At 70.3% G+C, this 19147-nt stretch carries 18 protein-coding genes; 10 read left to right on the top strand and 8 right to left on the bottom strand.

Features of this window, described 5'->3' with window-relative positions:
• Nucleotides 1–30: 30 nt before the first annotated feature.
• The 6 genes from ACZ7IB_RS18160 to ACZ7IB_RS18135 form a co-directional block, all read right to left on the bottom strand.
• The gene (locus ACZ7IB_RS18160; RefSeq protein ID WP_470913426.1) at nucleotides 31–786 is read right to left on the bottom strand and encodes an SDR family oxidoreductase; all 756 of its coding nucleotides are present in this window, start codon (nucleotides 784–786) and stop codon (nucleotides 31–33) included.
• A 5-nt stretch (nucleotides 787–791) separates the two neighbouring features.
• Complete coding sequence (locus ACZ7IB_RS18155; RefSeq protein ID WP_470913424.1) at nucleotides 792–2591, bottom strand: glycoside hydrolase family 15 protein; 1800 nt, start codon at nucleotides 2589–2591, stop codon at nucleotides 792–794.
• A gap of 120 nt (nucleotides 2592–2711) precedes the next feature.
• A complete protein-coding gene (locus ACZ7IB_RS18150) occupies nucleotides 2712–3536 on the bottom strand; it encodes an SURF1 family cytochrome oxidase biogenesis protein (RefSeq protein ID WP_470913742.1) in 825 nt (274 codons plus the stop codon).
• A gap of 71 nt (nucleotides 3537–3607) precedes the next feature.
• Nucleotides 3608–3841 (bottom strand): hypothetical protein, encoded by a 234-nt coding sequence (locus tag ACZ7IB_RS18145; protein WP_078852816.1) that lies wholly within the window; start codon nucleotides 3839–3841, stop codon nucleotides 3608–3610.
• A 64-nt stretch (nucleotides 3842–3905) separates the two neighbouring features.
• Nucleotides 3906–4904, bottom strand: coding sequence for a DEDDh family exonuclease (locus tag ACZ7IB_RS18140; protein ID WP_470913421.1), 999 nt, complete (start codon nucleotides 4902–4904; stop codon nucleotides 3906–3908).
• 29 nt (nucleotides 4905–4933) lie between these two features.
• Complete coding sequence (locus ACZ7IB_RS18135) at nucleotides 4934–5608, bottom strand: TetR/AcrR family transcriptional regulator (RefSeq protein ID WP_470913419.1); 675 nt, start codon at nucleotides 5606–5608, stop codon at nucleotides 4934–4936.
• Nucleotides 5609–5756: 148 nt separating this feature from the next.
• Here ACZ7IB_RS18135 and ACZ7IB_RS18130 point away from each other — a divergent pair, with 148 nt between their 5' ends.
• The 8 genes from ACZ7IB_RS18130 (at nucleotide 5757) to ACZ7IB_RS18095 (ending at nucleotide 13638) form a co-directional block, all read left to right on the top strand.
• On the top strand, nucleotides 5757–6557 hold the full coding sequence (locus tag ACZ7IB_RS18130) for an acetoacetate decarboxylase family protein (protein ID WP_470913418.1): 801 nt from the start codon (nucleotides 5757–5759) through the stop codon (nucleotides 6555–6557).
• A complete protein-coding gene (locus ACZ7IB_RS18125) occupies nucleotides 6554–7438 on the top strand; it encodes an SDR family NAD(P)-dependent oxidoreductase (protein ID WP_470913416.1) in 885 nt (294 codons plus the stop codon). The genes ACZ7IB_RS18130 and ACZ7IB_RS18125 overlap by 4 nt, the downstream gene beginning before the upstream one ends.
• Nucleotides 7439–7448: 10 nt before the next feature.
• Nucleotides 7449–8726 carry an amidohydrolase family protein gene (locus ACZ7IB_RS18120; RefSeq protein ID WP_470913414.1) on the top strand — a complete coding sequence of 426 codons (1278 nt, stop codon included), beginning with the start codon at nucleotides 7449–7451 and terminating at the stop codon, nucleotides 8724–8726.
• Between the two features lie 11 nt (nucleotides 8727–8737).
• Entirely contained in the window at nucleotides 8738–9961 is a 1224-nt protein-coding gene (locus ACZ7IB_RS18115) for an amidohydrolase family protein (protein ID WP_470913412.1), read from the top strand.
• A gap of 25 nt (nucleotides 9962–9986) precedes the next feature.
• Nucleotides 9987–10700: a VIT1/CCC1 transporter family protein gene (locus tag ACZ7IB_RS18110; protein ID WP_470913410.1), complete on the top strand. Its 714-nt coding sequence runs from the start codon at nucleotides 9987–9989 to the stop codon at nucleotides 10698–10700.
• Nucleotides 10701–11008: 308 nt separating this feature from the next.
• The gene (locus ACZ7IB_RS18105) at nucleotides 11009–11887 is read left to right on the top strand and encodes a sterol desaturase family protein (RefSeq protein WP_470913409.1); all 879 of its coding nucleotides are present in this window, start codon (nucleotides 11009–11011) and stop codon (nucleotides 11885–11887) included.
• On the top strand, nucleotides 11884–12573 hold the full coding sequence (locus ACZ7IB_RS18100; RefSeq protein WP_470913408.1) for a lysoplasmalogenase: 690 nt from the start codon (nucleotides 11884–11886) through the stop codon (nucleotides 12571–12573). Before ACZ7IB_RS18105 ends, ACZ7IB_RS18100 begins: the two co-directional genes overlap by 4 nt.
• A gap of 21 nt (nucleotides 12574–12594) precedes the next feature.
• On the top strand, nucleotides 12595–13638 hold the full coding sequence (locus ACZ7IB_RS18095) for a zinc-dependent alcohol dehydrogenase family protein (RefSeq protein ID WP_401991771.1): 1044 nt from the start codon (nucleotides 12595–12597) through the stop codon (nucleotides 13636–13638).
• Here the strand turns inward: ACZ7IB_RS18095 and ACZ7IB_RS18090 are convergent.
• Nucleotides 13628–15055 carry a CoA transferase gene (locus ACZ7IB_RS18090; protein WP_470913407.1) on the bottom strand — a complete coding sequence of 476 codons (1428 nt, stop codon included), beginning with the start codon at nucleotides 15053–15055 and terminating at the stop codon, nucleotides 13628–13630. The genes ACZ7IB_RS18095 and ACZ7IB_RS18090 overlap by 11 nt on opposite strands.
• Before the next feature lie 105 nt (nucleotides 15056–15160).
• Nucleotides 15161–16696, bottom strand: a complete 1536-nt coding sequence (locus ACZ7IB_RS18085) for a S8 family peptidase (protein ID WP_470913406.1) — start codon at nucleotides 16694–16696, stop codon at nucleotides 15161–15163.
• Nucleotides 16697–16988: 292 nt separating this feature from the next.
• Between ACZ7IB_RS18085 and ACZ7IB_RS18080 the strand changes: the two genes are divergently transcribed.
• Both ACZ7IB_RS18080 and ACZ7IB_RS18075 read left to right on the top strand, forming a co-directional pair.
• Nucleotides 16989–17354, top strand: a complete 366-nt coding sequence (locus tag ACZ7IB_RS18080; RefSeq protein ID WP_470913405.1) for a DUF485 domain-containing protein — start codon at nucleotides 16989–16991, stop codon at nucleotides 17352–17354.
• Nucleotides 17351–18991, top strand: coding sequence for a solute symporter family protein (locus ACZ7IB_RS18075; RefSeq protein ID WP_470913404.1), 1641 nt, complete (start codon nucleotides 17351–17353; stop codon nucleotides 18989–18991). The genes ACZ7IB_RS18080 and ACZ7IB_RS18075 overlap by 4 nt, the downstream gene beginning before the upstream one ends.
• Nucleotides 18992–19147 lie beyond the last annotated feature (156 nt).

Below are 19147 nucleotides of genomic sequence, written 5' to 3'. Positions count from 1 at the left end.
GTCCGGCGGTCCAGGGCAGAGCGGGCCGGTTCAGAAGCCGCGCCGGGAGCCGCCGTCGACCGGCAGCATGATGCCCGTCAGGTAGGACGCCGCAGGCGACAGCAGGAACGCCGCGGTCCGGCCGAACTCCTCCGGAGTGCCGTAGCGCCGCAGCGGAATACCTGCCTCATTGGCCCTGCGAGAGGCTTCCGCATCGCCCGAGAGCGCATCCAGCTCACGCATCCGGTCCGTGCCGATCCGGCCCGGCAGCACCCCCACCACGCGGATACCCCGGGGGCCGAGCTCGTCGGCCAGGGACTTGGCGAAACCGGCCAGGCCGGGGCGCAGGCCGTTGGAGATCGTCAGCCCGGCGATCGGCTCGTACACGGAGCCGGAGAGTACGAAGCCGATGACCCCGCCCTCGCCGAGCGTGGCCGCCGCGGCCCTGGCAAGGCGTACCGCGCCCAGGAACACCGACTCGAAGGCCGACTGCCACTGCTCGTCGGTGTTGTCGGCGACGAAGCCGGGCGCCGGTCCGCCGACGCTGATGAGAATGCCGTCGAGCCGCCCGAAACACTCGTGCGCGCTGCCCACCAGACGCTGCGCGGAGGCGGGGTCGGCGTTGTCCGCGGTGAGGCCGACGGCGTCCGGCCCCAGCTCGGCGGCGGCCGCCTCGACGCGCTTCTCGTCCCGGCCGGTGATGATCACCTTCGCGCCGTCCTCGGCCAACGCCCGCGCCGTGGCGTTGCCCAGCCCCCGGCTCGCTCCGGTGACGATGTACACACGGTCCTTCAGTCCAAGATCCATGGGCCCTATCCTGCCGTGTCGCCCTCCAGCGTGTTCTCCCCGGCCAGCGCCATGGCGGTGCCCACCAGTCCGATGTGGCTGAACGCCTGCGGGAAGTTGCCGAGCTGCCGGTGCCCGACGATGTCGTACTCCTCGGCGAGCAGCCCCACATCGTTGCGGAGCGTCAGGAGCTGCTCGAAGAGTTCTCGGGCCTCCTCGGCGCGCCCGGTCAGGAGCAGGGCGTCGGCCAGCCAGAACGAGCACGCCAGAAAGGCCCCTTCGCTGCCGGGCAGTCCGTCGATCGAGCTGCCGTCCGTGCTGTAGCGGCGGACCAGACAGCCGCTGCCCAGCTCGTCCCGGACCGCGTCGACCGTCCCGATCATCCGGGGATCGTCCGGCGGCAGGAACCCGGTCCGGGCGATCAGCAGCGTCGCGGCGTCCAGATTCCGGGAGCCATAGGACTGCGTGAAGGTGTTCCGTACCGGGTCGAACCCCTTCTCGCACACCTCCCGGTGCACGGCGTCCCGCATCACCCGCCACCGCTCGGCGTCGCCGGCCAGCGAGGGGTTCTTCTCCAGAGTGCGTACGGCACGGTCGGCGGCGACCCAGGCCATCACCTTGGAGTGCACGAAGTGGCGGCGCTGGCCTCGGATCTCCCACAGCCCCTCGTCCGGCTCGCGCCAGGTGGACTCCAGGAAGCCGAGCAGGCTGAGCTGAAGACTCCAGGCGTGCGGCTTGTCGTCCAGGCCCGCCTCGCGCGCGAGCCGCAACGAGTCGATGACCTCTCCGTACACATCGAGCTGACGCTGGCGGACCGCGGCGTTACCGATCCGGACCGGGCTGGAGTTCTCGTATCCGCTCAGCCACGGCAGCTCCGCCTCGGGCAGCCGGCGCTCGCCCGCCAGGCCGTACATGATCTGCAGGTCGGCCGGGTCCCCGGCGACGGCCCGCAGCAGCCAGTCCCGCCAGGCGGCGGCCTCCTCCAGATAACCGGCCGAGATGAGGGCACCGAGGGTGAGGGTGGAGTCCCGCAGCCAGCAGAAACGGTAGTCCCAGTTCCGTACGCCGCCGATTTCCTCGGGCAGCGAAGTGGTGGGAGCCGCCACGATGCCGCCGGTCGGGCCGAAGGTGAGCGCCTTCAACGTGATCAGCGAGCGGATCACCGCCTCCCGGTACGGGCCCCGGTACTTGCACTGCGCGGACCACTCCGCCCAGTCGGACAGGGTGCTCTTCAGTGCCTCGAACGGGTCGACGAGATCGGGGCGGGGCGAGTGCGAGGGGTGCCAGGTCAGGACGAACGCCACCTGTTCGCCCTCGGAGACGGTGAACGACGAACAGGTGGAGAACTGCTGGCCCCACGTTCTGACCGGCGGCTCGCTGCGCAGCCAGGCCGAGTCCGGTCCCGCGACCGCCACCCGGTGCCCCTGCGAGCGGCGCACCCACGGCACGACCGAACCGAAGTCGAAGCGCAGCCGGATCACGGAACTCATGTCGACGGTGCCGCTGATGCCCTCGACGATCCGCATGACATCGGGTTCCTGGTCGCGCTGCGGCATGAAGTCGATGACCTTGACCGTGCCGGTGCGCGTCTCCCAGAAGGTCTCCAGGACGAGGGAGTCACCCGCGTAGCCGCGCCGGGTGCAGGTGTCCGCGCCCTTCGGGGCGATCCGCCAATGGCCGTTGTCCTCGTTGCCGAGCAGGGCCGCGAAGCAGGCGCCCGAATCGAAGCGGGGCAGGCAGAGCCAGTCGACAGAACCGTTCCTGCCGACCAGGGCGGCTGTCTGCAGATCGCCGATGAGGGCATAGTCCTCGATGCGTGGGGTCACGTTCTGGCGTGTTCCCGAACCTGGGCCTCGCTAAGCAGTCCCAGCAGAGATGGGTGTCACTCCGACGGACGGCTGAAGCCGGCCCCCGGACAGCGTGCCGACACCCGGGCGGAGCCGGTGTCAGGCCGTCGCGGGTTCCGGCTGCTCCGGCTTCTTCGGCTCGGAGGCGTCCTGCTCCCCGGCGGCATCCTTGGCCGCGGCCTCCACCCGGTCGCGCTTCTCCCTGCGGGCGAGGACCACGAAGCCGACCGGGACACCGGCGGCGAACAGCCACCACTGCACGGCGTACGCCATGTGCGGGCCGATCGAGCTGTCGTCGGGAGCCGCGATCAGTTCCGGGGAGTGGCCGGAGGCCTCGGGTCCGGTCTGCTCGATGTAGCCGCCGAGCACGGGCCGGGAGAGCCTCTTGGCCTCCTGGGCGCTGTTGATCAGCATCACCTGGCGGTCCGGCAGGTCCGAGATGTCCTTGATGCCGCTGGCGCTCGTCGTCTCGTCGGCCTTGAGCCGCCCGGTGACGGTTACTTCGCCCTTGGGCACGGCCGGTACGTCGGGGAAGGCGCGCTGGCTGTCGGCGGAGGGTACCCAGCCGCGGTTCACCAGGACCGTGCCGCCGCCCTTGAGGTCGAGCGGGACCAGTACATGGACGCCGATCCGGCCGTCGGTGGAGGTCCTGCGGCGCACGACCACCTCGTGCGCGGTGTCGTACGTACCCGTGGCCGTCACCGCTCGCCAGTAGTCGGAGCGCGGGACCGTGTGACCCGGAGAGGTGAGCGAGGCGACCGGAACCGGTTCCGCCTTGAGGTTGTGGGAGATCAGAGAGTTCTGCGCGACCTTGTGCTCATGCCGGTGCAGCTGCCAGAAGCCCAGCTCGACCATCGTGGGAATCAGGACGAGGGAGAGGAGGGCGAGGATCAGCCACTGCCGGGTCAACAGGAAGCGGTACACCCCATGACGGTACAACTGCGTCATGGGGTGCATCGCGGAGGGGTGGGGGAAGGGCGCGCGGCGGCCGGCGATCAGACTTTGTCGATGATGCCCACCTTCCCCTCGGCGCGGGCGCAGTGACCGCCGCAGAACCAGTGCCCGTCGACCTCGACCCCCTGGCCGATGACCTGGACCCTGCAGTGTTCACAGATGGGCGCCATGCGGTGAATGGCGCAGGAGAAGCAGTCGAAGACGTGCACCGCGCCCTGCGCGTGCACCTCGAAGGACATGCCGTAGTCGTTTCCACAAACCTCGCAACGTGCCATGCGCCACAGGGTGGGACGCAAGGGCGGCGGCGGGCGAGCGGCGGGCGGGCGAGTCGCCCCCGGTTCACTCCGATGACGGCGCGGCCGCCCGCGCCGACGCCGGCGCCACATCGCGCAACAGATGGGTGAACGCGCTCTCGTCCAGAACCGGTGTGCCGAACGACTTCGCCTTCACCGTCTTCGACGTCGCCGAGTCCGGGTCATTGGTGACGAGCAGGCTGGTCAGCCGGGACACACTGGTCGCCACATGCAGCCCGGCCTCCACGGCCCGGTCCTCCAGCAGCTCGCGGTCGACGGAGGTGTCTCCCGAGAACGCCACCCGCATGCCCTGCATGAGAGGTTTGTCCTTCTCGTACCGTCCAGGGTTCGGATACGGGCACGCCGGACGCTTGCGCGAGGGACGCCAGCTGTTCTGACCGTACGAAGGCTGGTAGCCGACCCGCGGTGTGACCGGGGAGTCCGACCACTCGGTCAGCGGCCGGCACTCCAGCAACGGCAGCCGCACCCCGCCCCGCGCCGCAGCATGCAGACTCGGCCGGAACGCCTCGGCCAGCACCCGGGCGTCGTCCAGGGCATGGTGGGCGCGCTGCTGCACGACTCCGAAGTGCGCGGCCAGCGACTCCAGCTTGTGGTTGGGCAGCGGCAGCCGCAGCTCCTTGGAGAGCGCGATGGTGCACAGCCGCTGCTCGACGGGGGCGGTGACCGAGGCCCGTGCGTACTCCCGGGCCAGCATCGACCAGTCGAAAGCCGCGTTGTGCGCGACGAGCACGCGGTTCGCGAGCCGCTCGGAGAGCTGGGCGGCGACCTCCGGGAAGAGCGGAGCGCCTTCGAGGACATCACTGGTCAGCCCGTGGATCCAGACAGGACCGGGATCACGCTGAGGGTTGATGAGGGTGTACCAGTGGTCTTCGACATTGCCCTGCGCGTCCAGGCGGTAGACGGCAGCGGACACTATCCGGTCGTCCCGTGCGAGTCCGGTGGTCTCCACGTCGACGACCGCGTACCCCTGCGGGTAGGCGGTCGGCCACGGTGCTGCGGTCTGGCGGTCGTCGAGCATGGTCACAGAGAATACGGGCCGCGACTGACAGTCTCCTATTCGGCCGTCTCCCGACCCCGCATGCCGGTTCCGCGGCGCGACCCCTGTGGTACGGGGCCCGCCAGCAGCCCCTCCACCAGCGCCCGTACGGAATTTGCGAACAGGCGGTCCGGGTCGGCGGGCCGGGCCAGTGCGCGGGCCAGTGCCGGGTCGTCGTCCGCGGTGGACGCGGCCCACAGATCGCCCTCGCCGGGTGACTGGGCGGGGGACCGCTCCCGGTTGCGTTCGACGAGCAGGAAGCCGACGGTCTGGAACTGCACCGCCCGCACCGCTGCCGCCGCCCGCGCCCCGCGCAGCCCCGCGGCGTGCACCTCGTGGACGAGGGCCTGTTGCGCGGGGAGGAACATCCGCTCGGTGAGCCCTCGTTCGTGGACCATCGCGATCAGATGCGGCCTGGCCCGCAGTTCGCGGCGCAGGCCGCGGGCGACGGAGACGATACGGGCCGCCGGGGTCCGGCCGGCCGGGCGCAGGGTCCCCATCTCCTGCACGGTGCGCTCGACGAGGGCGTCCAGCAGCGATTCACGATTGCCGACGTGCCAGTAGATCGACGTGACCGCGGTGCCCAGTTCCGCGGCGAGACCACGCATGGTGAGGGACTGCGGGCCGTGCCGCTTCACCAGGGAGCCGGCCGTGTCCAGGACCTCTTCGCGGGTCAGTGACGATCGCGCCACAGCGCTCCTTGATTCTCGAACTCCATTACGTGCATGCCTATTTACCCTTCATCGACGTCGGTGTAACTGTGTTACAGAACGGCACGAAGAACCGGGACACCGAGACACGGAGAACCGATTCACGGACGACCGAGAAGGGTGGTACGGCATGGCACGTGTACGGTACGGCGCGCGCACCGAGGCCGAGATCGCGGCGGCCCGCGCGGCCCGCTCCACACTCCCCGACATCTGGTCCACCGGTGTGGTGGCCCTCTGGGAGAGCGACCCCGACGCGGTGGCGGCCGTCCTCCCGCCGCCTCTCAAACCCGCGCAGCGCCCGCTCGTCCGGGCCAACATCAGTACGGTCGAACTCCCCGGCTACCCACTCGGTGCGGGCTCCGTCGCCGTCGCCGCCGTCCACGACGGCCACGAGGGCTGGTATCCGCTCGTCATGCCGATGACCCATGAGCGGGCTCTGATCGGCGGCCGTGAGGTGTTCGGCGAACCGAAGAAGCTCGGCGAGGTGACCGTCGAACGCGACGGCCTCGTCGTCCGGGCCGCGCTCGCCCGGCACGGCATCGCGTTCGTCGAGGTGCGCGGCGCGGTCAGCGGGCCGCTCCCGCTGCCCCGGCCGACGGCCAAGCTCGACTTCTACTTCAAATTCCTGCCCGCGGTGGACGGAGAGGGCTTCGACTCCGACCCCGTCCTGATCCACTGCACCCGTCACGAGAAGGTCCGCAGACTGGAACGCATCTCGGGCGATGTGGTGCTGCGCGAGTCGATGTACGACCCGGTCGCCGACCTCCCCGTACGCCGGCTGGTCGACCTCACCATCGGCGAGAAGACCAGCGACCAGCAGGGCAGGGCCGTGGAGCGGGTGAGCGCCGAGGCCCTGCTGCCGTACATCCACCAGCGTTACGACGACCCGCAGCAGATCCACGACGGCCCCCCGGAAGGGAGCGTCCGATGAGACTGGAGCAGGGCCAGGTCGCCGTCGTCACCGGCGCCGCGAGCGGCATCGGCCTCGCGATGGCACGCAGGTTCGCGGCCGAGGGGCTGAAGGTCGTCCTCGCCGATGTGGAGGAGGGCGCGCTGGACGAGGCGGCGGGGGAGCTGCGCGAGGACGGTGCGCAGGTGCTGGCGCGGGTGGTCGACGTCAGCGAGCGGGACTCCGTGCAGGCTCTCGCCGACGCCGCGTACGACACCTTCGGCGCCGTCCATGTGCTGTGCAACAACGCGGGCGTCGGCTCCGGGGCCGAGGGCCGGATGTGGGAGCACGAGCCGAACGACTGGAAGTGGGCGTTCGCGGTCAATGTGTGGGGTGTCTTCCACGGCATCCAGGCGTTCGTGCCGCGCATGATCGCGGACGGCGGCCCCGGCCATGTCGTCAACACCTCGTCCGGCGACGGCGGCATCGCCCCGCTGCCCACCGCCTCCGTCTACGCGGTCACCAAGTCCGCCGTCGTCACGATGACCGAGTCGCTGTACGCACATCTGAAGGCGGAGGGCGCGGCGGTCGGCGCCTCGGTGCTCTTCCCCGGCCCGCACATGCTCCGTACCGGCCTGTGGGAGTCGCACCGCAACCGGCCGGAGCGGTACGCCAAGGAGCGCCCGCGCAGGACCCCGTACCGCAGCCTCGACCAGTGGGAGTCCGCCATGCGGGCGGCGGGCCACGAGGTGGAGTTCACCCCGGTGGAGGACGTCGCGGGGACCGTCGTGGACGGGATACGCGCCGACCGCTTCTGGATGCTGCCGGACAGCGAGCACAGCGACCGGCAGATCCGCGCCAGGTCGCAGTCGATGCTCGGCCGGACCAACCCGTCGTACCTGGAGAGCTTCGTACTCGACTGAGGAGCGAGCGATGACCGACGACCCGTACCTGATCATCTCCTCCGACTGCCACGCCGGGCTGCCCACCGAGGAGTACCGGCCCTATCTCGACCCCCGCTTCCACCGGGACTTCGACGACTTCCTCGCCGGGCGCGACCGCCGCCGCGAGGAGATGACCCGCCTCGGTGTACGCAACGAGGCCTTCGCCGACAAGTGGTTCCACGACAACGAGGAGGGTCTGAGGGGCGGTTGGGACGCCGCGCAGCGGCTCAAGGAGCTCGACGGCGACGGGGTGGCGGCCGAGGTCGTCTTCCCGGACGCGGACGCCGTCGACAGCCGGACCGCCGCCCCGTTCGGCGTGGGCCTCGGGCTCTCCGGCGACCAGGATCCCGAACTGGGCATGGCGGGCGCGCAGGCCCACAACCGCTGGCTCGCCGAATTCGTCTCGCAGAACCCCGAGCGGCACTGCGGAGTCGCCCTGTTGCCCGTCACCGGCGAGGTCGACCGGGTCGTCGCCGAGATCCACCGGGCGAAGGAGTCCGGACTCGGTGCGCTCATGATCCCCTCCATGTGGGTCGACAAGGCCCCGTACCACGACCGCCGTTACGACCCCGTGTGGGCGGCCGCCGCCGAGACGGGGATGCCGGTGGTCACGCACTCCGGTGCGGCCCCGCGTCATGAGTACGGCGACCATCTCGGGATCTACGTCTCCGAGGTCACCTGGTGGCCTTCCCGCCCGCTCTGGTTCCTGCTCTGGTCGGGCGCCTTCGAACGCCATCCCGGGCTGAGGTTCGGCGTCGCCGAGTCCGGCTGCTGGTGGCTGCCGAATCTCCTCTGGTTCATGGACCGGCTCTACCTCGGCGCCCACGGCGGAAAGAAGCTCTCCCCGTTCGCCGAACTGAAGCGGCCCCCGCACGAGTACCTCGACCGCCAGGTCTTCATCTGCGCCACCAACACCAAACGCCGCGAACTCGCCCAGCGGTACGAGATCGGCGTCGACAACATCCTGTGGGGCAGCGACTTCCCGCACCCCGAAGGCACCTGGCCGAACACCGCGAACTGGCTGCGCAACACCTTCCACGACATCCCGGTGGCCGAGACCCGCCGCATGCTGGGCCTCGCCGCGGCCGAGGTCTTCGGCTTCGACACGGCGAAGCTCGCCCCGATCGCCGAGCGTATCGGCCCCACACCTGAGGATCTGGGCCAGAGCGCCGACCAGACGGCGGTCGAGGCGTCCTGGGCCAGGTCGCGCGAAGTGGGCCGGCACTGGCTGACCGACCACGACTTCCCGGTCCTGGGGGTTCAGTGATGGACCGGCACATGGACCGCTACACGGTCATCTCCGCCGACTGCCACGCGGGCGCCGACCTCCTCGACTACAAGCCGTACCTGGAGAAGAAGTACCACGACGACTTCGACGCCTGGGCGGCGACCTACGTCAATCCGTACGAGGACCTCCTCGCCGACACCGCCGACCGCAACTGGAACTCGAACCGTCGCGTCGCCGAGTTGGAGGCGGATGGTGTTGTGGCGGAAGTGGTGTTTCCGAATACCATCCCGCCCTTCTTCCCCGCCGCGTCGCTGATAGCCCCTGCCCCGTCGAAGGAGGAGCACGAGCAGCGCTGGGCTGGCCTGCGCGCGCACAATCGCTGGCTCGTAGACTTCTGCGACGCGGCGCCGGGCCGACGGGCGGGCATCGCGCAGATCCTGCTCAACGACGTCGACGAGGCGGTGCGCGAGATCCGCCGCACCAAGGCGGCGGGTCTGACGGGCGGCATCCTGCTGCCCGGCGCACCGCCAGGCTCAGGCATTCCCGAGCTGCATTCCCAGGCGTACGATCCGATCTGGGCGGTATGCGACGAGCTGGATGTACCGGTGAACCACCATGGTGGCTCCGCATCCCCGCCGCTGGGCAACGAACCAGCGGCCCGCGCGGTATTCATGATTGAGACGACTTGGTTCTCGCACCGGGCGCTCTGGCACTTGATCTTCGGCGGGGCCTTCCGCCGCCATCCGGGCTTGAAGCTCGTCCTCACGGAACAGGGCTCGGGCTGGATTCCGGGGGTTGTCGAGATGCTGGACTACTACCACAGCCGACTGCTCGCGGCGGCGACGAAGGCCTCGACGGCCGAGTCCAAGTTCGGTGCGGGGCTCGCCGCTTCGATGGGCAAGAACCCCAGCGAGGTCTGGCGCGCCAACTGCTTCGTCGGCGCCAGCTTCATGCGTCCGCACGAGGTGCCGCTGCGCGACCGGATAGGCCTCGACAAGATCATGTGGGGCAGCGACTACCCGCACGACGAGGGTACCTTTCCCTACACCCGTGAAGGATTGCGGATCGCCTATGCGGGCCTGCCGCCCGAGGAGATCGCGGCAATGGTCGGCGGCAACGCCGCGCGCGTCTACGGGTTCGACCTGGCGGCGCTCGACCGCATCGCGGCCAAGGTCGGCCCGACGGCCGGGGAGATCGCCGAGCCGCTGAAGGAGGCTCCGCCGGACGCGACCAGCCCCGCCTTCGCGCCGGGCGGGTCGGTACGCGTCTGGTGACCGGACGAGGTGAGACCATCCCCGGGTGACGGATACCCAGGCGCATGACGAAGCGCACGGCAACGGGCTCGGCGCGCGGCTGAACTGGCTGCGCGCCGCGGTCCTCGGCGCCAACGACGGTGTGGTCTCCACCGCGGGCCTGGTCGTCGGCGTGGCCGGCGCCACCGGTGACCGCGGCACTCTGCTCACGGCAGGCCTGGCCGGACTGCTGGCCGGGTCCATGTCGATGGCGGCGGGCGAGTACGTATCGGTCTCCACCCAGCGCGATTCGGAGCGGGCCGCGCTGGCGACGGAGAAGCGCGAGCTGGCGGAGACCCCGGAGGCCGAACTCGTGGAACTCACCGGTCTGTTGGAGGGCAAGGGCCTGAGCCGGGAAGTCGCCCGAGAGGCCGCCCTCCAGCTCACCGAACGCGATGCGCTGCGCGCCCACGCGGAGGTCGAGCTGGGCATCGACCCGGATGAGCTGACGAACCCGTGGCATGCGGGGGGCGCGAGCTTCCTGGCGTTCACGGCGGGCGCGCTGCTGCCCTTGTTGGCGATCGTGCTGCCCCCGGCGTCGCTGCGGCTCCTTGTGACCGTGCTGTCGGTACTGGCGGCGCTGGCACTGACGGGCTGGTGGAGCGCCCGCCTGGGCGACGCGGCTCCGGGGCCCGCGGTGCTGCGGAACATGGGCGGGGGAGCGGTGGCGATGGCGGTCACTTATGCGGCGGGGGAGTTGTTGGGGGCGGTCGGGGTTTAGGGGAGGCGGGTGATGCGTTCGGGGTGGTCGCCAGCCGGCCCAGATCCCGGCGCATTCCGACCGCCCGCCGCAGCGAGCCTCGTACGTGTCGAGCTGCCCCCGATCGTCGTCGGACAGGCGCTCCGCCTTCGCCGCGTCGTGGGAATCCCGGCCTTCAGGCAGGGCGGGAACGCGATGGAAGCTCCAGCGCAGGGATCGTACGACGCCCGCATTGGCAGAAGTCACCAAAGACTGCTGACATCGCGTCTCGCATACTTGTTGGTAACTACGTCTAGTCCCTGGCCGACCTGCGGCTCTACGGTGCTTGCATGCCGCCGAACCTGCCCGATGTCGTGCTCTGGTCCATACCGGCCTTCGTCCTGCTCACTGTCCTCGAAATGGCCCTCCACCACTTCCATCCCGATGACGAAGCCGCCGGGTACGAGGCGAAGGACGCCGTCACCAGCATCACCATGGGGCTCGGCAGCCTCGTCTTCGACCTGCTGTGGAAAGTGCCCATCGTCGCGATCTACACCGCGGTCTACGAGCTGACCCCGCTCCGCGTCCCCGTGCTGTGGTGGACCGTCCCGCTGATGCTGCTCGGGCAGGACTTCTTCTACTACTGGTCGCACCGGGGCCACCACGTCATCCGGATTCTCTGGGCCTGCCATGTGGTCCACCACTCCAGCCGGAAGTTCAACCTCTCCACCGCGCTGCGCCAGCCATGGACGTCGCTGACCGTCTGGCCGTTCTATGTGCCGCTCATCGCCTGCGGTGTCCATCCGGCCGCGCTCGCCTTCTGCTCGTCGGCGAACCTCGTCTACCAGTTCTGGGTGCACACGGAGCGCGTCGACAAGCTCCCCAGGCCCTTCGAGTACGTACTGAACACGCCCTCCCACCACCGGGTGCACCACGCATCGCAGGGCGGCTACCTGGACCGGAACTTCGGCGGCATCCTGATCCTGTGGGACCGGCTCTTCGGGTCCTTCACCGCCGAGACGGAGCGGCCCGTGTTCGGTCTCACCAAGAACATCGACACATTCAATCCGCTCCGTGTCGCCACCCATGAGTACGCCGCCATCGCCCGCGACGTGCGGGCGGCGGGCAGCTGGAGCGAACGGACCGGGCGGATCTTCCGCGGGCCCGGCTGGCAGCCGGCCGTAACGGCCGCCCGTGCGGCCCTCCCCGCCCAGGAGCGCATCGGATGAGCGCCGGTGCCGTCACGGACCGGCGGGAACGTCTCGTGCGCCCGCTGCTCATCGCGTTCCTGGTGGCCTCGGCCGTCGACCTCGTCGGCGTGCTCGCCGATGTCCCGGTTGCCCACCTCGCCGCCAAGCCCCTGCTGATGCCGCTGCTGGCCGGGTACGCCGCCGCCCGGCGCGGCCCCCGGCTGCTCATCGCGGCGCTCCTGTTCGGCTGGGGCGGCGACACGATGCTGCTGTTCGATGCCGATGCCGCCTTCCTCATCGGGATGGGCTCCTTCGCCGCAGGTCACGTCTGCTACCTGTGGCTCTTCGGACGCGCCCGCAGCTCGCTGCCCGTCGGGTTCGTGTACGCCGCCGTCCTGACCACCTTCGTCGCGCTGCTCTGGAGCGGGCTGCCGGCGGACATGCGGATTCCGATGACCGGCTACAGCCTGCTGCTCACGGCGATGGCGTACCGTGCCGGCACCCTCGGCCGGTACGCGGCTGCCGGCGGGGCGCTCTTCCTGCTCTCCGACGCGCTCATCGCCACCGGCATCGCCGACTGGCCGCAGCTCCCCGCCCCCGACTTCTGGGTCATGCTCACCTACATCGCGGCGCAGTTCCTGCTGACCGTCGGGGCGCTCGCACCCGGTGCGAAATGGGCCGGTGTCGCTCCTCGGGCGTACCGTGAGCGGAGTATCAGTATCTGAGATCAGCAAGGATCCCCACGCATGCGCGCCACCGTCATCCACGCCCCCCACGACATACGTGTGCAGGAGGTGCCGGACCCGTCGATCCAGCAGCCCACCGATGTGGTGCTGCGGGTCCTGCGGGCCTGTATCTGCGGCAGCGACCTGTGGGCGTACCGCGGCGAGTCCGCCCGGCAGCCCGGCCAGCGCATCGGGCACGAGTTCCTCGGGATCGTCGAGGAGGCCGGTTCCGAGGTGGCCGGCTTCGCCGTCGGTGACCTCGTCGTCGCGCCCTTCGTCTGGTCCGACGGCACCTGTGCGTACTGCGCCCAGGGCCTGACCACCTCCTGCCCGCAGGGCGGCTTCTGGGGCTCGGTCGGCTCCGACGGCGGGCAGGGCGAGGCCGTGCGCGTCCCGTTCGCCGACGGCACTCTGGTCAAGCTCCCCGCCGCCGCGGCCTTTGACGACCACCTGCTCACCGCGCTGCTGGCCCTGTCCGATGTGCTCGGCACCGGACACCACGCCGCCGTCGGCGCGGGCGTGAAGCCCGGCACCACGGTCGCGGTCGTCGGTGACGGAGCGGTCGGACTGTGCGGCGTCATGGCCGCCAAGCGGCTCGGTGCCGAGCGGATCATCGCGCTCGGCCGCCACCAGGTGCGTACGGACATCGCCCGCACCTTCGGCGCCACGGACGTCGTCGCCGAGCGCGGCGAAGCGGCCGTCGAAGCCGTACGGGAACTGCTCGGCGGCGAGGGCGCGCACGCCGTGATCGAGGCCGTCGGCACCGAGCAGTCGATGCGCACCGCCGTCGGGATCACCCGCGACGGCGGCTCCATCGGCTACGTCGGCGTGCCGCACGGCAGCGGCACCGGCCTGGACCTCGGCGTCATGTTCGACCGGAACATCGCCCTGCGCGGCGGCGTCGCCCCCGTGCGCACGTACATTCCGGAGCTGCTCCCCGACGTGCTGTCCGGCACGATCGACCCGTCGCCCGTCTTCGACCTGACCATCGGCCTCGACGACGTCCCCGCCGGTTACAAGGCGATGGACGACCGGACGGCGCTGAAGGTGCTCATCAAGCCGTGAGCCAGGCGGTCGCGTCCGCCCCCAGCGGGCCGGGCGGGCGCGACCAGTCGGCGGGGGAACCGTCGAAGGCGACCGGCGGCAGGGCGTGACGCAGCCGGCCCAGCGGGCTGTCCGTCTCCGTGAGCCACTTCTCCGGGTCGTACGAACCCCCGGCCCCGGCCCCGGTCTCGGGCTCCTGCCGGGCGGGCAGCTCATCGAGCAGCCAGGCGGCGGTACGGGCGAGCGAGAGCGTGACCAGCCGGGAGCCGCCGTCGTCGTGCTGCTCGGTCAGTGCGCGCAGCACGGCGGCGGCCAGCAGATAGCCCGTGCCGTGGTCGAGGGCCTGGGCGGGCAGCGCACCGGGCGGGTTCTCGGGCCCTGCCGCGGCCTCGATCGAGGCGATGCCGGTGGCCACCTGCACCAGACTGTCGAAGCCGCGCCGCTGCGCCCATGGACCGTGCCCCCAGGCCGAGATTCGCCCGATCACCAGCCCGGGCCTGCGCGCGGCCAGGGACTCCGGCGTCAGGCCGAACCGCTCGACCGCACCGGGCCGGTAGCCGATGACGACCACATCCGCACCGGCCAGCAGCTCGTCGAACGCGGCCGCACCGGAGCGGCTGCCGAGATCCAGGCTGACCGACCGCTTCCCGAAACCGGTGTCGCTGTGCGCGTCCTGGCTCTCCGGGAGCTGCGGGGCGTCGGCCCGCAGGACGTCCGCGCCGAGCAGCGCGAGCGTACGGGTGGCGACGGGCCCCGCGATGACCCGGGTGAGGTCCAGCACACGCAACCCGGCCGCGGGCAGCAGCGGTTCACCGGCGAGCGCCGCCGTCCGGCGGACCGGCGCGCTGTCGATACGGTCCCTGGCCACCAGCGGTGTGCCCGCGACCGCGGCACCCCGGGCGTCGGCCGCCCACTCCTCGGGCGTACGGGCGACCACGGCCAGGCCGCCCGCGGCGTACACCGTCTGCTCGATCTCTGTTCCCCGGCGCCCGGCGAACGAGGCGGCGACGGCGTCCACCGCGATGTCGTCCGAGGCGTCCGCGGGCAGCCCCAGCGTGGCGAGCAACCGGGCCCGGTGGTGCGGGTAGTTGGCGTGCGTACGGACCCAGCCGTCCGCCGTGCGCCAGAACCGGGACAGCGGGGCGAAGTTGGTCGGTGCGCGCCCGTCGATCCGCAGATGGCGCTCGCTCGTGAACGCCGTGGCCACCGCACCGGCGTCGACCAGGACCTGCGGCACGGGGCGCGCGGTGCGGCGGGCGGCCAGTTCGGCGGCGGCCAGTGAGCAGACCGCGACGGCGGAACGGGCCAGTTCCATGGCGGGCAGCCGGGCGGGCAGCAGTCCGTCGGGACCGCTCGCCTCGATGTGCGCAAGCAGCGCGGGATCACCGCCGAGCGCCGCCCAGGCCTGCTCCGTACCGGACTTCCGTGCATGAGTCATTCCCGACTCGTGGCACTGAGTGCCACGAGTCGGGAAGCGACCTGGAAAGAAGCAGCGGGAGGGGCAGGCCGATGACTCCGGGCCCCTCCCGCTCCGTCGTGTCACCTACCGGCGGACCGCGTTCAGCGCGTTCACCACACCGGCGCCGTAGAAGCCGTTGTGGTTCTTGTCGCCCTCGCAGACGGCGTCGATCTTGCCGTCACCGTTGATGTCGTACGGAGCACCGCACGCGGTGGCGTCGGCCCCGGACGTCAGGAGCGCCTTCACCTGGGCCGCCGAAGCGTGCGGGTGCGTCGACTTGATCAGGGCCGCGACACCCGCGACATGCGGGGAGGCCATCGACGTACCGTTCTTGTAGCCGTACTTGCCGCCCGGCAGCGTGGACAGGATCGCACCGTTCGTGGCGGGCGGTGCGGGCGTCTGGTAGACCGTCGAGTCGCCGCCGGGAGCTGCGACGTCGATGACGCCGTTCCCGTAGTTCGAGTACGAGGACTTCAGACCCTTGGCACCGGTTGCCGAGACGGTCACGACGCCCGGCAGCATCGCCGGGATGTCGAGGCACTCGCGCGGGTCGATGGTCCGGGCGGCCGCCGTGGTGTCGTTCGGGCTGGTCGTGTCCTCGATCGCGCCGGAGGCCAGGTCGAAGCGGCTGTTGCCGGCCGAGGCGACATTGACCGTGCCCTTGTGCTCCGCGTACCGCGTGGCACGGGCGACGGCCTCGGCCAGGGCGCCCTGGTCCGGGTCGTTCTTGCAGTTGAACATCCACGGGTCGGTGTAGTAGCTGTTGTTGGTGACATCGACACCGTGCTCGGCGGCCCAGACGAAGCCGCAGACGATCGACTCGGTGTAGAAGAAGCCGTCCGGGTTCGCCACCTTGATCCCGGCGACCTTCACACCCGGCGCGACCCCGGTCACCCCGACGCCGTTCTTCGCGGCGGCGATGGTGCCCGCCACGTGCGTGCCGTGGTCGCTCTCACCGGTCCTCGGACGCCAGGCACCATCCGTCGTGTCCGGCGCCCCGGACACACAGCTTGCCGAGGCACCGCGGTCGAAGTTCGGCGCCAGGTCCGGGTGGGTGTCGTCGACACCCGTGTCGATGACCGCGACCGTGACCTTGCTGCTGCCCAGCGTCTTCCGGTGCGCCTGGTCCGCCTTGATGGCGGGCAGGTCCCATTGCAGGGGCTCCATCGGATCCTGCTCCGCCGTCGCCTCCGCCGCCGCGTCCCGGGCCTGCTCGGCGCTGAGCGGCTGCTCGACCCCGATGTCCGTGGTGGCCTGCGGGACGATGGGCTTGGTGCGGGTGGCCCCTGCCGAATCGACACCCTTGACCCGGCGGATCGACTGCGCGAAGTCCGGGTTCTGCGATTGGGCGACGATGACACCGATCTGCTCATAGGCGACCACCACCGTGCCGCCGGCCTCGGCTATCGCCTTCTTCACCCGCTTGACGGTCCCGTGACCGCCCCGTGTGTTGACCACGTAAGAGAGCTTCGGGCCGTCAGTCGACACCGCCGCCGTGGGCTGCGCGTCCACCGGTGCGGCAGAGGCGGCACCCGCCGGCAGGAAGCCGAGCGAGGCCGTGAGTGCCAGTCCGACGGGGAGCGTCAGTGCGCGCGTCCGTCTGGATCCCAGATGAGCCATGGGGTCTCCACATCATCCGTGCGGTCGACCGGACACGGGGTGTGCCCAGTCGCGTACATGACGAGTGAAGCTATCGCTGATCATCCCTGTTGATCAATGAGTTCGGGGTACCCGGTTCGACCGGACTGCCGCGAAGAGGCGAGTTCGAGAAGTGCGGACCCGCGGTGAACCGCTTCGCCGCGCTCTCCGTGCCGTTGTCAGGGGGAGGCGCACCATCACCCCCCGACAACGAGGATCCCCAGTGAAATCCACCGTCCCCACCACCACCGCACCCGCGTCGCGAGGAGATTCCGTGGCTACCGATGCACCGCCGCCCGAGGGCATTACGGAAACCCGCCCTGCCGAGCCCACGACCGAGGCGTTCATCGCGACGCAGGAGAGCGCGGAGTTCGGCGAACTGCGCCACGCGTACCGCTCGTTCGCCTTCCCGCTGACCATCGCCTTCGTCCTCTGGTACCTGCTGTACGTGCTGCTGTCCAACTACGCGGGCGGCTTCATGGGCACCAAGGTGTACAGCAACATCAACGTGGCCTTCGTGTTCGGCCTCGCCCAGTTCGTCACCACATTCCTCATCGCCTGGCTCTACTCGCGCCACGCAGCCGCGAAGCTCGACCCGAAGGCCGAGGCCATCAAGTCCCGTATGGAGGACGACGCATGAGCGCCGCGTACCAGTCGCACCCCGCCCTCCAACTGGCCGCCTCCTCGACCACCGAGCACCGGCCGCTGATCATCACGCTCTTCGCCGTGTTCGTCGCCGCGACCCTGGGCATCACCGTCTGGGCCGGACGGCAGACCAAGAGCGCCTCCGACTTCTACGCCGGCGGACGCCAGTTCACCGCCTTCCAGAACGGACTCGCCGTCTCCGGCGACTACATGTCGGCGGCCTCGTTCCTCGGGATCGCCGGGGCCATCGCCCTCTTCGGCTACGACGGCTTCCTGTACTCCATCGGCTTCCTCGTCGCCTGGCTGGTGGCCCTGCTGCTGGTCGCCGAACCGCTGCGCAACTCGGGCCGCTACACGATGGGCGACGTCCTCGCCTACCGGATGCGGCAGCGCCCGGTCCGTACCGCCTCCGGAGTCTCCACCATCATCGTCTCGATCTTCTACCTGCTGGCGCAGATGGCGGGTGCGGGCGTCCTGGTCTCCCTGCTCCTCGGCATCACCAGCGACGCGGGCAAGATCCTCATCGTCGCGCTGGTCGGCGTACTGATGATCGTGTACGTGACCATCGGCGGCATGAAGGGCACCACCTGGGTCCAGATGGTCAAGGCCGTGCTGCTGATCGCCGGTGCCCTCCTGATGACCTTCCTGGTGCTGCTGAAGTTCAACTTCAACATCTCCGACCTGCTGGGCACGGCCGCCTCGAAGAGCGGCCACGGAGCGGCGTTCCTGGAGCCCGGCCTCAAGTACGGCGCCACCGGCACCTCGAAGCTGGACTTCCTCTCCCTCGGCATCGCCCTGGTCCTCGGCACCGCCGGCCTGCCGCACATCCTGATCCGCTTCTACACGGTGCCGACCGCCAAGGCCGCCCGTAAGTCGGTCAACTGGGCCATCGGCATCATCGGCGCCTTCTACCTGATGACGATCGCGCTCGGCTTCGGCGCCGCGGCCCTGATCGGCCCGGACGAGATCAAGGCGAAGAACCCGGCCGGCAACGCGGCCGCCCCGCAGCTCGCCGAGTACCTCGGCGGGGTCGGCTCCACCGGCGGCGCCGTGCTGCTGGCCGTGATCTCGGCCGTCGCCTTCGCCACCATCCTCGCCGTCGTCGCGGGGCTCACCCTCGCTTCCTCGTCCTCCTTCGCGCACGACATCTACGCCAACGTCATCCGCAAGGGGAAGGCCACCGAGAAGGAGGAGATGCGGGCCGCCCGCTGGGCCACCGTCCTCATCGGTGCGGTCGCGATCGCCCTGGGCGCCTTCGCCCGCGACATGAACGTCGCCGGGCTGGTGGCACTCGCCTTCGCCGTCGCCGCCTCCGCCAATCTGCCGACGATCCTCTACAGCCTCTTCTGGAAGCGGTTCACCACCCAGGGCGCGCTGTGGTCGATCTACGGAGGTCTGGCGAGCTCGGTGTTCCTGGTGCTGTTCTCGCCGGTCGTCTCGGGCAACCCGAAGACGTCGATGTTCAAGGGCGTCGACTTCGCCTGGTTCCCACTGGAGAACCCGGGCCTGATCTCCATCCCGCTGGGCTTCCTGCTCGGCTGGATCGGCTCCCTCCTCTCGAAGGAGGAGCCGGACAAGGGCAAGTACGCCGAGCTGGAGGTCAAGTCCCTCACGGGCGTCGCGGCGCACTGAGAGAGGAAATGTTTTCCGAGGAGTCCGCTCCACGCGTCACTCCGGTTCCGTGGCCGCGTCGTAGAGTCCTACGACGCGGGTGCGCCGGTCTCCTGGGGGAACAAGACAACCCCCGCCTCCAATGTTCCTTGTAGTTTCCGGGGGGGGCGCCAGGAA

It is taken from the genome of Streptomyces sp. NPDC037301 (assembly GCF_055602785.1).
Note: the sequence above shows the minus strand (reverse complement) of the source record. Positions and strands in the feature narration are given on the sequence as shown.

Coding starts and splice junctions, on each gene's coding strand:
- ACZ7IB_RS18090 (WP_470913407.1), bottom strand. CDS start 15,055: ATGACTCATGCACGGAAGTCCGGTACGGAGCAGGCCTGGGCGGCGCTC.
- ACZ7IB_RS18100 (WP_470913408.1), top strand. CDS start 11,884: ATGAGCGCCGGTGCCGTCACGGACCGGCGGGAACGTCTCGTGCGCCCG.
- ACZ7IB_RS18160 (WP_470913426.1), bottom strand. CDS start 786: ATGGATCTTGGACTGAAGGACCGTGTGTACATCGTCACCGGAGCGAGC.
- ACZ7IB_RS18115 (WP_470913412.1), top strand. CDS start 8,738: ATGGACCGCTACACGGTCATCTCCGCCGACTGCCACGCGGGCGCCGAC.
- ACZ7IB_RS18120 (WP_470913414.1), top strand. CDS start 7,449: ATGACCGACGACCCGTACCTGATCATCTCCTCCGACTGCCACGCCGGG.
- ACZ7IB_RS18105 (WP_470913409.1), top strand. CDS start 11,009: ATGCCGCCGAACCTGCCCGATGTCGTGCTCTGGTCCATACCGGCCTTC.
- ACZ7IB_RS18095 (WP_401991771.1), top strand. CDS start 12,595: ATGCGCGCCACCGTCATCCACGCCCCCCACGACATACGTGTGCAGGAG.
- ACZ7IB_RS18125 (WP_470913416.1), top strand. CDS start 6,554: ATGAGACTGGAGCAGGGCCAGGTCGCCGTCGTCACCGGCGCCGCGAGC.
- ACZ7IB_RS18075 (WP_470913404.1), top strand. CDS start 17,351: ATGAGCGCCGCGTACCAGTCGCACCCCGCCCTCCAACTGGCCGCCTCC.
- ACZ7IB_RS18145 (WP_078852816.1), bottom strand. CDS start 3,841: ATGGCACGTTGCGAGGTTTGTGGAAACGACTACGGCATGTCCTTCGAG.
- ACZ7IB_RS18085 (WP_470913406.1), bottom strand. CDS start 16,696: ATGGCTCATCTGGGATCCAGACGGACGCGCGCACTGACGCTCCCCGTC.
- ACZ7IB_RS18130 (WP_470913418.1), top strand. CDS start 5,757: ATGGCACGTGTACGGTACGGCGCGCGCACCGAGGCCGAGATCGCGGCG.